The organism is Nitrobacter sp., assembly GCF_047149785.1.
GTDB lineage: Bacteria > Pseudomonadota > Alphaproteobacteria > Rhizobiales > Xanthobacteraceae > Nitrobacter.
In genome coordinates, this window is record NZ_BAAGBE010000001.1 from 1,721,511 (window position 1) to 1,735,092 (window position 13,582).

A 13,582-nucleotide genomic window follows, 5' to 3' on the forward strand; every position below is an offset into this window, starting at 1 on the left:
GTCCCGCGTCTATCCTTTCGCTGCCACTTCGAACTGGCACCCAGACCTATATGCGCGATTGCCCACGCGAACTGTCTTATGAAATTCCACCGCAAGACGTCACGGTGCTGACATCTTGCTGCGGACATCATCGGCCACCCGGAGAGAAAGGTGCGCCATGTCCAGTTCCTCCAGTTCCGTCGGCCGTTTCGTCTGGTACGAATTGATGACCAGCAACGTCGAAGCCGCCAAGGCATTCTACACCAAGGTCGTCGGATGGCAGGCCGAGGACGCGGCCGTGACCGGCATGACCTACACTCTGTTCAAGGTTGGCGAGGTCCATGCCGCGGGCCTGATGGCGCTGACCGAGGATGCGCGCAACCGGGGCGTACCGCCATGCTGGACCGGCTACGTCGCGGTCGACGACGTCGATGCCGGCTCCGACCAGTTCAAGAAGCACGGTGGCGCGGTCCACGTGCCGCCGCGCGACATTCCCAATACCGGTCGCTTCGCCATCGTCGCAGATCCGCAAGGTGCGGTGCTGGCGCTGTTCAAAGGCGCAACGCCGCAGCAAGCTCCTGCGTTCGGTACGCCCGGCCATGTCGGCTGGCATGAATTGATGGCCGCCGATTGGGAAAAAGCCTTCGCGTTCTACGCCACGATGTTCGGCTGGCAAAAGGCCGACGCCATCGATATCGGGCCCATGGGCAAATACCAGCTTTTCACCGCCGGCGAGCAACCGATCGGCGGCATGTTCAACAAGCCCGCCAAAATACCGGCGCCGTTCTGGCTTTATTATTTCAGCATCGACGCGATCGACGCCGGCGCCGAACGCGTAAAATCCGGCGGCGGCACCATCATCAACGGGCCGATGGAAGTGCCGGGCGACATGTGGATCGTGCAATGCATCGATCCGCAAGGCGCGATGTTCGCGCTGGTCGCACCGAAGAAATAACCGCCGCGCATAAACGTCTGACGTGAATCGAATCTTTTCGTGTCTGATGAATCAGAAGCGAAAAGGCTCTAACCGCCCATCGCCGCCGCGATGGCGTCCAAAGCCGCGCCCGCCTTGGCGCCGTCGGGACCGCCGGCCTGCGCCATGTCCGGCTTGCCGCCGCCGCCCTTGCCGCCGAGCACCTCGGACGCCTTGCGCACGAGATCGACCGCCGAGAAGCGCGTCACCAGATCGGGCGTCACGCCGACCACGACGCTCGCCTTGCCGTCGCCGCTGGTCGCGACCAGCGCGACGACGCCCGAGCCGATCTGCTTCTTGCCCTGATCGGCGAGGTTCTTGAGATCCTTGATCTCGATGCCCTCGACCGAACGCGCCATCAGCTTGATGCCGCCGACGTCGCGCACGCCCGCCGCCGCGCCGGAGGATGCGCTCGCGGCCCCGCCTCCCATGGCGAGTTTCTTGCGCGCCTCGGACAGTTCGCGCTCGAGCTTCTTGCGCTCCTCCATCAGCGAGGCGATCCGCGCCGGCATGTCGTCGAGCGTGGTGCGCAATTCGCCTGCGGCGGTCTTCGCAAGCTGGATGGCGTCGTTGGCGTGACGGCGCGCATGATGCCCGGTCAGCGCCTCGATCCGGCGCACGCCCGAGGCCACCGCGCTTTCGCCGGTCACCGAGATCAGGCCGATATCGCCGGTGCGTTTCACATGGGTGCCGCCGCAAAGCTCGACCGACCAGCCGAGCGTGTTGCTCGCAGCGCCCTGCCGGCCGGTGCCGCCCATCGACACCACGCGAACCTCGTCGCCGTACTTCTCGCCGAACAGCGCCCGCGCGCCCGCCTCGCGCGCGTCGTCCACCGCCATCAGCCGCGTCGTCACCTCGCCGTTTTCCAGCACGACGTCATTGGCGATGTCCTCGATGCGGCGCAGCTCGTCCGCACTGATCGGCTTGTTGTGGGCGAAATCGAAGCGCAGCCGCTCGGGCGCGACCAGCGAGCCGCGCTGCGCGATATGATCGCCGAGCACCTGTCGCAGCGCCTCGTGCAGCAGATGCGTCGCGGAATGGTTGGCGCGGATCGCGGAGCGCCTTGCGTGATCGACCTCCAGCGCCAGCGCCATTCCTGGCGCGAGCGTACCCTGCTCGACGGTTCCGAGATGCACGAACAGATCGCCCGCTTTTTTCTGCGTGTCGGTGACGCGGACGCGAACGCCCTCGCCGCTCAGAACGCCGGTGTCGCCGACCTGGCCACCGGACTCGCCGTAGAACGGCGTCTGGTTCAGAACGACGGCGCCGCTCTCGCCGGCCTTGAGGTCATCGACTTCCCTGCCGTCCTTCACCAGCGCGGCGACGACGCCTTCCGCGGTTTCGGTCCCGTAGCCGAGAAATTCCGTCGCGCCGAGTTTTTCGCGCAGCGGAAACCAGACCGCCTCGGTCGCCGCCTCGCCCGAGCCCGACCACGACGCCCGCGCCTTGGCCTTCTGCCGTTCCATCGCATCGGTGAACGACGCCAGATCGACGCCGATGCCGCGCGCACGCAACGCGTCCTGGGTCAAATCAAGCGGGAAGCCGTAGGTGTCGTACAGCGTGAACGCGGTCTCGCCGTCGAACATGTCGCCCGTCTTCAGCGACGCGCTTTTCTCATCCAAAATAGACAGCCCGCGCTCCAGCGTCTTGCGGAAGCGCGTCTCCTCCAGCCGCAGCGTTTCCTCGATCAGGGCCCGCGCGCGCTGCAATTCGGGATAGGCTTCGCCCATCTCGCGCACCAGCGCGCCGACCAGCCGCCACATCAGCGGCTCCCTGGCGCCGAGCAGTTGCGCGTGGCGCATGGCGCGCCGCATGATCCGGCGCAGCACATAGCCGCGGCCTTCGTTCGAGGGCAGCACCCCGTCGGCGATCAGGAACGAGGAGGCGCGCAGGTGATCGGCGATCACGCGCAGCGACGCCTTCATCGGACCGCGCGGGTCGGCGCCGGTCAGCTCGGCTGCGGCGCGGATCAGCGCGACGAACAGGTCGATATCGTAGTTGTCGTGCTTGCCCTGAAGCACGGCGGCGACGCGCTCAAGCCCCGCGCCGGTGTCGATCGAGGGCTTGGGCAGATCGAGACGGCTGCCGTCCGGCAGCTTCTCGTATTGCATGAACACGAGATTCCAGATCTCGACGAAGCGGTCGCCCTCCTCGTCCGGCGATCCCGGGGGGCCGCCGGGAATCTTGTCGCCGTGATCGTAGAAGATCTCCGAGCACGGACCGCAAGGGCCGGTGTCGCCCATCTGCCAGAAATTGTCAGCGCCCGCGATGCGGATGATGCGCGAGTCCGGCAGGCCCGCGATCTTCTTCCAGAGGGCGAACGCCTCGTCGTCGTCGATGTAGACCGTGGCGGTCAGCCTGTCCTTCGGCAGGCCGAACTCCTCGGTCACCAGCTTCCATGCCAGCTCGATGGCGCGATCCTTGAAGTAGTCGCCGAACGAGAAGTTGCCGAGCATCTCGAAGAAGGTGTGATGGCGCGCGGTGTAGCCGACATTGTCGAGATCGTTGTGCTTGCCGCCGGCGCGCACGCATTTCTGCGAGGTGGTGGCGCGCCGATAGGGCCGCTTCTCGACGCCCGTGAAAACGTTCTTGAACTGCACCATGCCCGCATTGGTGAACATCAGCGTCGGATCGTTGCGCGGAACCAGCGGCGACGAGGGCACGATCTCGTGGCCCTGGGCCGCGAAGTAGTTCAGAAAGGCCGACCTGATGTCGTTAACGCCGCTCATTGTGTTCCATCGCGTCAATTAGGGGCTCGCGGCCCTGGGCGCGCATTCCGCAAATGTGGATACCGGTTTCGCGGTCGGGAATACGCGCAAGTTAACAGTCGCATTTTGTCCAGCGACCGCTTTTAGACGGGGGTAGCCGGGCTGTCCAGAAAGTGTGCAGGAGGATCAGGGGCTTGGCCGGTCCAAATAACATCCGTTGAAAGATGTTGCAGTGCGTTGACAGTCTTGTCGAAGCCGTGTTTTCCTCATATCTGCTTGTAAGTCGCGTCGGGAGAGACCGGCCGCTTCCTGAACGGGAGCCGGCTGGCGCCGAAGGAGCAACCGCCCCGGAAACTCTCAGGCAAACGGACCGCGCGACTGGTTACATCTGGAAAGAGGCCTCGACCGTGTGCGGTCAGGGGTCCGCCGACGGGATAATACTCTCAGGCACAGCGACAGATGGGGTCTCTAACGGGTTTTCAGGGAATCGTCCCTTTTAACCGCAAGGACCCCGATGGCGACGCACGTTTCCGAAGCGCCGACCCTGCAAAGAACGCCCCTGCACGCGCTGCATCTGGCGCGCGGCGGCAGGATGGTGCCGTTCGCCGGCTATGAGATGCCGGTGCAATACGCATCCGGCGTGCTGAAGGAACACCTCCACGTCCGTGCCGGAGCGGGCCTGTTCGACGTCTCGCATATGGGCCAGATCGCGCTACGGCCCAGATCCGGCAAGGTCGGGGACGCCGCGCTCGCACTGGAGCGACTGGTGCCGCAGGATATCGTGTCGGTCGCGCCGGGGCGGCAGCGCTACGCGCTGTTGACCAATGCGGCCGGCGGCCTGCTCGACGACCTGATGGCGGCCAATTTCGGCGACCACCTGTTCCTGGTGGTCAATGCCGCCTGCAAGGACGCCGATGCCGCGCATCTGCGCAAGCATCTCGCCGAGACCTGCTCCATCGACGTGCTGGCCGATCGCGCGCTGGTCGCGCTGCAGGGCCCCAAAGCGGCATCCGTGCTGGGCAAGGTCTGTCCTGAAGCGCCGGCGATGCGCTTCATGGAAGCCGGGCCACGCCCGGCCGTCATAGGCGGAAAGACCATCGACTGCTTCGTCTCGCGCTCCGGCTATACCGGCGAAGACGGCTTCGAGATCTCGATCCCCGCGCGACATGCCGAGGCGCTGGCATCGGCGTTGCTCGACGATCCGGACGTGATGCCGATCGGCCTCGGCGCCCGCGACAGCCTGCGGCTCGAGGCCGGCCTCTGCCTTTACGGCCATGACATCGACACCACGACAACGCCGGTCGAAGCCGCGCTGGAATGGTCGGTGCAAAAAAGCCGGCGTCGCGGCGGCGCGCGCGCGGGCGGTTTCCCCGGCGCCGACGTGATCCTTTCCCAGTTCGAGCAGGGCGCGGCCCGCCGCCGCGTCGGACTTCTGCCGGAAGGCCGTGCGCCGGTGCGCGAAGGCGCACGATTGTTTGCCGATGCGAATTCCGCCGATCCGATCGGGGTCGTGACGTCAGGCGGCTTCGGGCCGAGCCTGAACGCGCCGGTCGCAATGGGTTATCTGCCGACCCCGCACGCTGCCGTCGGCGGTCTGGTCTTTGCAGACGTTCGCGGACAACGGCTGCCGCTGCGGGTGTCCGCGATGCCTTTCGTTCCCCACAATTACAGGCGCTGAGGATTTTCCATGACCGTTTTGTTTACCACCGACCACGAATGGCTTCGCATCGAGGGCGATACGGCGACCATCGGCATCACCAACTACGCGCAGTCGCAGCTTGGCGACATCGTGTTCGTCGAGCTGCCGAAGGTCGGACGACAGTTGAAGAAGGCCGAAGCCGCGGCCGTGGTCGAGTCGGTCAAGGCGGCCTCCGACGTTTACGCACCGATCACCGGTGAGGTTCTCGAGGTCAACGACGCGCTCGGCGCGGATCCGGCGCTGATCAATTCCGACGCTGACGGCAAGGCGTGGCTTTTCAAGCTCAGAATCGCCGACAAGAGCGAACTCGGTGGTCTGATGGATGAGGCCGCCTACAAGGCGCATACAGCTTGACCGTTTTTTCGTCATGCCCGGCAAAACCCGGCCATGACGCAGGTATTCAACTTTGCATCGAGGAGCATTTCGATGACCGTCCGTGAAGAGCCCGCCACGACTTTCGCGCGCCGCCATATCGGGCCATCGTCACGCGACATCGCGACGATGCTTGAAACCGTCGGAGCGAAGAGCCTCGCCGCGCTGATGGACGAGGCGCTGCCCCCTGCGATCCGGCGGAGCGCGCCGCTCGATCTCGGCGATGGCCTTCGCGAAGGCTTGAGCGAAACCGAAGCGCTGGAGCACATGCGGACTCTCGCCGCGGGAAACCAGGCTTTCACGTCGCTGATCGGGCAAGGTTATTCCGGCACGATCCTGCCGACGGTGATCCAGCGCAACATCCTGGAAAACCCCGCGTGGTACACGGCGTACACGCCCTATCAGGCGGAAATCAGCCAGGGACGGCTGGAAGCGCTGTTCAATTTCCAGACCATGATCTGCGACCTTACCGGGCTCGACGTCGCCAATGCCTCGCTGCTGGATGAAGCAACGGCGGTGGCGGAAGCGATGGCGCTGGCCGAGCGCGCGTCGGCGGTGAAAACGAAAACGTTCTTCGTCGATCACGAGGTGCATCCGCAGACGCTGGCGGTGCTGCGCACCCGCGCGGAACCGCTCGGCTGGACGCTCGTCGCCGGCGATCCGCTGCGCGATCTCGACAAGGCCGACGTGTTCGGCGCGGTGCTGCAATATCCTGGCACGTCGGGCGCGGTGCGCGACCTGCGTCCGGCGATAGCCGCGATCAAGGCCAAAGGCGGTCTCGCGGTGGTCGCCGCCGATCCCCTGGCGTTGACGCTCCTCGCCTCGCCCGGCGAACTGGGCGCCGACATCGCCGTCGGATCGGCGCAACGCTTCGGCGTGCCGATGGGCTATGGAGGGCCGCACGCAGCCTACATGGCGGTGCGCGACGCGCTGAAGCGGCTCTTGCCCGGCCGCATCGTCGGCCTTTCGGTGGACTCGCACGGAGCGCCGGCCTATCGCCTCGCGCTACAAACCCGCGAGCAGCACATCCGCCGCGAGAAAGCCACCTCCAATATCTGCACAGCGCAGGTGCTGCTGGCGGTGCTCTCGTCGATGTACGCGGTCTATCACGGTCCCGAAGGGCTGGCGCAGATCGCGCGCACCGTGCATCGCCGCACCGCCACGCTGGCGGCGGGCCTGACGAGACTCGGCTTCGCGCCGCTCAACGATGCAGCCTTCGATACCCTGACCGTGAGGGCCGACGACCGGCAAGACGAGATCGTCACCCGCGCGCTCAGCCAGGGCATCAACCTGCGGATCAACGCCGACGGCACGCTCGGCATCGCGCTCGACGAACTCACCCTGCCGGAGATTGTCGAAGCGGTGTGGCGTGCGTTCGGCGGCGCGCTATCCTACGCAGACGTCGAAACGCATGCCCCCGACCTGCTGCCCGCCGATCTCGGGCGCAAAACGGCCTACCTGACTCATCCGGTGTTTCACGCGCACCGTTCTGAAACCGAAATGCTGCGCTACATGCGAAAGCTCAGCGACCGCGACCTCGCGCTCGACCGCGCGATGATCCCGCTCGGCTCCTGCACGATGAAGCTCAACGCCACCACCGAAATGATTCCGCTGACGTGGCCGACGTTCGCGTGCCTGCACCCGTTCGCGCCACCCGAGCAGGCGGAGGGTTATTACGCGCTGTTCGAACAATTCGAGCAATGGCTGCTCGACATCACCGGCTACGATGCGGTGTCGCTGCAGCCGAATTCCGGCGCCCAGGGCGAATACGCCGGGCTTCTGGCGATCCGCTCCTATCACGCGTCGCGCGGCGAGGCGCACCGCACGGTGTGCCTGATCCCCTCCTCCGCGCACGGCACCAATCCGGCCTCCGCGAACATGGCCGGCATGGAGGTCGTGGTGGTGGCGTGCGACGAACGCGGCGACGTCGACGTCGGGGATCTCAAGGCCAAGGCGGCGCAGCATGCCGACCGGCTCGCCGCGATCATGATCACCTACCCTTCGACGCACGGCGTGTTCGAGGAGCGCATCCGCGAGATCTGCGACATCGTGCACGGCCATGGCGGCCAGGTCTATCTCGACGGCGCCAACCTGAACGCGCAGGTCGGACTGGCGCGACCCGGCGATTACGGCGCCGACGTCAGCCACCTCAACCTGCACAAGACCTTCTGCATTCCGCACGGCGGCGGCGGACCGGGCATGGGTCCGATCGGCGTGAAAGCGCACCTTGCGCCCTTCCTTCCCGGCCATCCCGCGACCGACGGCGCAAAGCCGTCCGCGGCCGGACCGGTCTCGGCGGCGCCGTTCGGCTCGGCCTCGATCCTGACCATCTCCTATATCTACATCCTGACGATGGGAGGCGAGGGCCTCACGCGGGCCACCGAAGTCGCGATCCTCAACGCCAATTATGTCGCGCAGCGGCTCGATCCGCACTTTCCGGTGCTTTACCGCAACGTGAAGGGGCGCGTCGCGCACGAGTGCATCATCGATCCGCGCGCGCTGAAGGCCAAGACCGGCGTCACCGTCGACGATATCGCCAAGCGGCTGATCGACTACGGCTTCCATGCCCCGACCATGAGCTTTCCGGTGCCGGGGACGCTGATGATCGAGCCGACCGAATCCGAATCGAAGGCGGAACTCGACCGGTTCTGCGACGCCATGATCGCGATCCGCCACGAGATTGCGGAGATCGAGGCCGGACGCTGGAGCGTCGAGGCCTCGCCGCTGCGCCACGCGCCGCATACCGTGCATGACATCGCGGCCGATAACTGGTCGCGACCCTACAGTCGCGCCGAGGGCTGTTTCCCGGCCGGCACCTCGCGCTCGGACAAATACTGGCCGCCGGTCGGGCGGGTCGACAATGCCTATGGCGACCGCAATCTGGTCTGCTCCTGCCCGCCCATGGAAGACTACGCGCAAGCCGCGGAGTGAGGTTCGCTCCTGCGAGAAGCCTGGCGCTTAATTTTTCTCGTCATGGCCGGACTTGTTCCGGTCATCCACGTCTTCTCTGGAGCCGGCAAGCAAGACGTGGATGCCCGTGACAAGCACGGGCATGACGGAATGAAATACAATGAAATACAACGTCGCCGGGCGGGGCAAGGTCGTCAAAAACACAAACGGACGCTGGGGATGTCGGCAACTCAACATCCACAGCGCCCGTCTGCTTTCCGAGAGGCGCGATAGAGGCTTCCGCAAAGGATTCCCGTCTTCGCGGATCGCACCGAACCCGAGCCGACAAGGCCCGCGTCTCGAAAGTGATGCTCGCTCCCTTCGACCTTCAGTCCTCCGATGACTCCTCGTCATCCGCGTCGCGCTCGGGGCTGCCGGCCAGAATCTGCTCGGCGATCAGGCCCGAGTTCTGCCGGATCGCCATTTCGATCTTGGCGGTGATGTCGGGATTGGCCCGCAAAAACGCCTTCGCGTTCTCGCGTCCCTGCCCCATGCGCTGGCTGTCATAGGAGAACCAGGCACCGGATTTTTCGACGATACCCGCCTTGACACCGAGATCGAGGATTTCCCCCATCTTGGAGACGCCCTCGCCGTACATGATGTCGAACTCGACCTGCTTGAAAGGCGGCGCCAGCTTGTTCTTCACCACCTTGACGCGGGTCTGGTTGCCGACGACCTCGTCGCGCTCCTTGATCGCGCCGATGCGGCGGATGTCGAGGCGCACGGAGGCATAGAATTTCAGTGCGTTGCCGCCGGTGGTGGTTTCCGGAGAGCCGTACATCACCCCGATCTTCATGCGGATCTGGTTGATGAAGATCACCATGGTGTTGGACTTGTTGATCGAGGCGGTGAGCTTGCGCAGCGCCTGACTCATCAGCCGCGCCTGCAATCCGGGCAGCGCGTCGCCCATCTCGCCCTCGAGTTCGGCGCGCGGCACCAGCGCCGCGACCGAATCGATGATCAGCACATCCACCGCGCCGGAGCGCACCAGCGTATCGGCGATTTCCAGCGCCTGCTCGCCGTGATCGGGCTGCGAGATCAGGAGGTCGTCGACATTGACGCCGAGCTTGCGGGCGTAGACCGGATCGAGCGCGTGCTCGGCGTCGATGAAGGCGCAGATGCCGCCCTTTTTTTGCGCCTCGGCGACCGCATGCAGCGCCAGCGTGGTCTTGCCCGAGGACTCCGGCCCGTAGACCTCCACGATGCGTCCCTTGGGCAGGCCGCCGACGCCGAGCGCGATATCGAGCCCCAGCGAACCCGAGGAAATCACCTCGACGTCCATCGACTTGTCGTTCTTGCCGAGCTTCATCACCGAGCCCTTGCCGAACTGGCGCTCGATCTGAGACAGCGCGGCGGACAGGGCCTTGGACTTATCCATGGAGGATCCTTCGACGATACGCAGGGCAGCTTGGGACATAGGCCGGGCTCCTTATGAACGGGATTCGCGAGGGGGACAACGAATGGTGTCGCGGGTGATCAGGTGACACCAATGTACCCTCTTTGTTCTAAGTTCGCAATATGTTCTTGACCCCTTTGTGTGCCTAAGTTGCCGAGCCAAGTGTCGTAATCCGTCTTAAGCCGTTGCGCATGGGCAAGAGAGAAGCCGATTTCTTCTCCCTCCTCCCCGCGATTCTCCTAATATGATCTTAAGGTTCTGGTGCCAATCTACCGTCATGAAAACGATTTTCATGCTCGCGATCGTGCTGTTCGTGGTCAATCAGTGGGACCAGAACTACAACAACGGGACATTGACCCGCGCCGGCTTTTCATTGGCAAGAGCCCTCAGCCAGTCGTTCGGCATATAGGGCGTTTCCATTTTTGCCCGATTTCACGATTCGAATGTCAAATCCGAAACCCGCGCTATAAACGTTTTCGAGCGAAGCGAATTCGCGCGAATAAGACACTTTAGAGTCTGTTTCAACTGCGTTGAATCAGACTCGTCGCTTATCTTTTTGTTTGAGCATGATCTTTTCCGAAAACCGGTTTCCACTTTTCGGGATCATGCTCTAGATCAAAGCTTTATCTCCAATTTCTGATTCTACCAGAAGCGAAAGGTTCTAGGACCCTAGACTTGCTGATGATCTTGTCGTTCCAGTATTCGCAAAAAATCCTCCTCCCGAAAGGGACGTGAAACGGTTGCCTGCCTTCCAGGGTGATCCAGCTCACAGTAACCGCACGCCCGGCCGCATAACCTCCGTCTCACGAACGTCAGGAGATCGAACTTGCCGCCGTCTCGGGCGGCGCGTTCGAACTGCCGGAAAACCTTCGTCTCGCCGCCACGCCGGCCGGCGGACGGGACATGAAGGGTATCTTCGTCAGGCCGGTGCTCGGCACCTATCAGACCCGATAAATAAAATGAGGAGAACACCATGACCCGTCAGAACTGTAACCGCGACGTGCGCGAACTGAATGCGCGCGAGATCGACGACGTTGCCGGCGGATTGTCCCTGCATGTCGGCAAAGGTCCGCTGCTTCCGTTTCCGCCCTCGACCGGCCCGACGATTCCGGTCGATCCCGAACCGGTCATCGTCTACGTCTGATCGCCCCTTTCGGCAGAACCGCCAGAGATCGCCTCAAGGGGCAGTCTCTGGTTTATGCGGGACACTCCTGCCCCAAACATGCGCTCGGCCAGCAACAGTGTTGCCCGGAATCATCATTCCGGCAGGGAGTCGGATGCCGGGATAGAATCCTTTTGACTGTGCGACGCGTTTTGATTTTTCTGGCAGTCGCTGGGTAGCAGGATGAGTACGTACGATGCTGGAAACGATCACCGCCGTGTTTGGAATTATGAGTGTCGGCATTTTCCTGGCCCACGCGATCGACGGTTATTGGTCGCGGCCTTAACCGGACGACGCACCACTTTTCAGACCGCCCTGCTTCGTCCGGCCGTCACGTCTCCGCCAGGTCGAAATCCTGACGTAACCGTGCAGCCATGTCCCGAACGCGTCCCCGCCACAAGTCTGGATTGGCGATCGGTCCGGCCTCCGGCTTGATCGTCAGCATCGCGTTCCATGGATTTCCGCCGTAGACGGTCACCACCAATCCCCTTGCGGGCGCGCCCTCGAGCGTTTGCAACGCCTTCAGAATGATATCCGCCAGTTCGTCCGCGGTTTTGCAGCGGTCGTTGCTTTCCGCCGGTTGATCCGGCGTCATCACGGAGACGGCATCCGAAGACGGGCCACCGGGCGGCTCCCGCGTCGGCCGGGTTTTGTCCCCCGGCGATTCGGACAGAGCGAAGGGATCGTCTTCAGGCAGATCGGGCTGAGACGGCAACGCGTTAGGGCGCGTGCCCAGCACGTTCTGGATCAGGGCCAGCAATCCCTTATCCATGCCGCTGCTGTTACCCACGTCGCTCGCTCCGGTCGCTTGAGCTGCCCTGCCCTGACAAATATCCCTGTCATTGGCCGGCCCGTGAGTATCTTGCAGGAGTTTCAGCCCAGCGCCACCGCAATCAGCACCGTGACGAGCACGCCGAAACCGGCGAACGCGATATTGAGGAAATTCCGGGCCAAACCAGGTTCGGTGGTCAGCATGATGTTTCTCCCCGGTACGCAGAACAAGTTTTCTTAGAATGGGCGCAGAATCTTAATCAAAACTTTCAGGTTGAATCGCGAATCAGTGCGCCTGCGGCGACCCCGGGGCGATGGACCGTGGCGCACTGACAACGTGATCCGAATCACGCCGCAACAGGAAGACGGCCGTTACATCTGCCCGGACATTGCGGAAACCTTTACCGCCGCACCGACGGGAGACCGACATGACCCAACCGATCGCCGGCATTCGCGACCTCACGACGGACGAAATCGATCTCGTCGGCGGCGGACTGACCTGGGATTATGAAATCCGGTCCCCCGACGGCGTTCTGGACGTAGGCGTGAAACTCGACAAGACCACCGGACGGGAAATTCCCTACGCGATCTGGACCGCAGCACAGTAGCTTTCATCCATATACCGGCCAAGATTTAGGATATTTCAGCTACCTCTACGAGATCTGCTTGAACCTTTTGCGCGGTGCGACGACAGAGAATGGGCTGGGGGATTGCACTGCCCAGTCTAGGCACAACGTCACCGGGCGATCATATTCCGCTCAGGTGACGTTGTTGTTTGGAGAACGGTTACGTTCGAGCCCGGCAGATCTGAAGCGGAAAGTCGCTGGAGCCTGATTCAACTGCTCGAAAGCGTGTCGCAATTGCCCATCCTTGCCGGATTCGACCGGCAATCGATCAATCTTCCCAGTGCGCGGCATATGGGCGAGCAGAAGCGAAGCCGCTCTTCGAACGGCTATGTACCGCCCGCGACCCCTATCCTGGACTTCGGCCTGTTTTTGGCGCCGGCCTTGGGCTCCCGGTTTCGCACGCTGCCCCAGGGATCATTGGATGTCGTCGCGTCTGGAATCTTCCGCAACGTATCCTTGTAGGCTTTTTCGGTCGCCTGCTGTTTCGCGATCTCTTCCTGCGTCTTGCCGGGGCCGTCGGCGAGCAGGTTGAAATGCGGCGACTGTGCAAGGGCCGGCCCCGACAATAATGCCGCCATCAGCACGGATGCGCGCAGAACCTCCATCGAAATTCCCTCCTGCCAGTGCCCGCCGACCGATCGCTACTTCGGTTTCTTTTCGGCGGATGAAACGCCGAGACTCCCCCAGGGATCAAATTTCTCCTTGGAATCGGGGATCGTCTTGAGCGCTTCGTTGTAAGCCTTCTGGTTCACCTTCGTTTTCTTGGCCGGCTTCCGATCGCCGCCGTCACCGCGGCGATGATGACCGCTCCCCATCTGGGCGTCGGCGGGCGTCATCGGCGCCATGACCATCGTTATCGCAGCACCGACCGTGAACGCAAATGCAGCCCGCTTCATTGGTCCCTTCCTCTGCGAGAGCGGTACGCCAGGCCGGTTGCAACATTAAGG

Annotated in this window: 12 protein-coding genes and 1 riboswitch; of the genes, 7 read left to right on the top strand and 5 right to left on the bottom strand. The window is 63.4% G+C overall.

From position 1 onward, the window contains the following. The first annotated feature begins 157 nt into the window (after positions 1-157). Positions 158-934, top strand: coding sequence for a VOC family protein (locus tag ACMDCM_RS07940; RefSeq protein ID WP_412773054.1), 777 nt, complete (start codon positions 158-160; stop codon positions 932-934). Positions 935-1,002: 68 nt separating this feature from the next. Here the strand turns inward: ACMDCM_RS07940 and alaS are convergent, their stop codons facing one another. Beyond that, a complete protein-coding gene (gene alaS / locus ACMDCM_RS07945; protein ID WP_412773055.1) occupies positions 1,003-3,681 on the bottom strand; it encodes an alanine--tRNA ligase in 2,679 nt (892 codons plus the stop codon). Positions 3,682-3,938: 257 nt separating this feature from the next. Next, positions 3,939-4,043, top strand: a riboswitch (glycine riboswitch). 131 nt (positions 4,044-4,174) lie between these two features. Here alaS and gcvT point away from each other — a divergent pair. From gcvT to gcvP, 3 genes are all read left to right on the top strand, one after another. Next, positions 4,175-5,338, top strand: coding sequence for a glycine cleavage system aminomethyltransferase GcvT (gene gcvT, locus ACMDCM_RS07950; RefSeq protein ID WP_412773056.1), 1,164 nt, complete (start codon positions 4,175-4,177; stop codon positions 5,336-5,338). Between the two features lie 9 nt (positions 5,339-5,347). Next, a complete protein-coding gene (gene gcvH, locus ACMDCM_RS07955) occupies positions 5,348-5,713 on the top strand; it encodes a glycine cleavage system protein GcvH (RefSeq protein WP_412773057.1) in 366 nt (121 codons plus the stop codon). Positions 5,714-5,785: 72 nt separating this feature from the next. Beyond that, a complete protein-coding gene (gene gcvP / locus ACMDCM_RS07960; protein ID WP_412773058.1) occupies positions 5,786-8,662 on the top strand; it encodes an aminomethyl-transferring glycine dehydrogenase in 2,877 nt (958 codons plus the stop codon). Positions 8,663-9,008: 346 nt separating this feature from the next. On the opposite strand, the gene recA is transcribed toward gcvP, so the two are convergent. Beyond that, complete coding sequence (gene recA, locus ACMDCM_RS07965) at positions 9,009-10,097, bottom strand: recombinase RecA (RefSeq protein WP_412773059.1); 1,089 nt, start codon at positions 10,095-10,097, stop codon at positions 9,009-9,011. 256 nt (positions 10,098-10,353) lie between these two features. Here recA and ACMDCM_RS07970 point away from each other — a divergent pair, with 256 nt between their 5' ends. Then, positions 10,354-10,485 carry a hypothetical protein gene (locus ACMDCM_RS07970; protein WP_412773060.1) on the top strand — a complete coding sequence of 44 codons (132 nt, stop codon included), beginning with the start codon at positions 10,354-10,356 and terminating at the stop codon, positions 10,483-10,485. A gap of 564 nt (positions 10,486-11,049) precedes the next feature. After that, on the top strand, positions 11,050-11,220 hold the full coding sequence (locus ACMDCM_RS07975) for a hypothetical protein (protein WP_412773061.1): 171 nt from the start codon (positions 11,050-11,052) through the stop codon (positions 11,218-11,220). Positions 11,221-11,569: 349 nt separating this feature from the next. Here ACMDCM_RS07975 and ACMDCM_RS07980 read toward each other — a convergent pair whose 3' ends face one another. Continuing rightward, complete coding sequence (locus ACMDCM_RS07980) at positions 11,570-12,028, bottom strand: hypothetical protein (protein ID WP_412773062.1); 459 nt, start codon at positions 12,026-12,028, stop codon at positions 11,570-11,572. Between the two features lie 409 nt (positions 12,029-12,437). On the opposite strand from ACMDCM_RS07980, the gene ACMDCM_RS07985 reads away from it, so the two are divergent. Further along, the gene (locus tag ACMDCM_RS07985) at positions 12,438-12,617 is read left to right on the top strand and encodes a hypothetical protein (protein WP_412773063.1); all 180 of its coding nucleotides are present in this window, start codon (positions 12,438-12,440) and stop codon (positions 12,615-12,617) included. Between the two features lie 344 nt (positions 12,618-12,961). Here the strand turns inward: ACMDCM_RS07985 and ACMDCM_RS07990 are convergent, their stop codons facing one another. Both ACMDCM_RS07990 and ACMDCM_RS07995 read right to left on the bottom strand, forming a co-directional pair. Beyond that, positions 12,962-13,240: a hypothetical protein gene (locus ACMDCM_RS07990; protein ID WP_412773064.1), complete on the bottom strand. Its 279-nt coding sequence runs from the start codon at positions 13,238-13,240 to the stop codon at positions 12,962-12,964. A 36-nt stretch (positions 13,241-13,276) separates the two neighbouring features. Then, positions 13,277-13,531, bottom strand: coding sequence for a hypothetical protein (locus ACMDCM_RS07995; protein WP_412773065.1), 255 nt, complete (start codon positions 13,529-13,531; stop codon positions 13,277-13,279). Between the last annotated feature and the right edge of the window lie 51 nt (positions 13,532-13,582).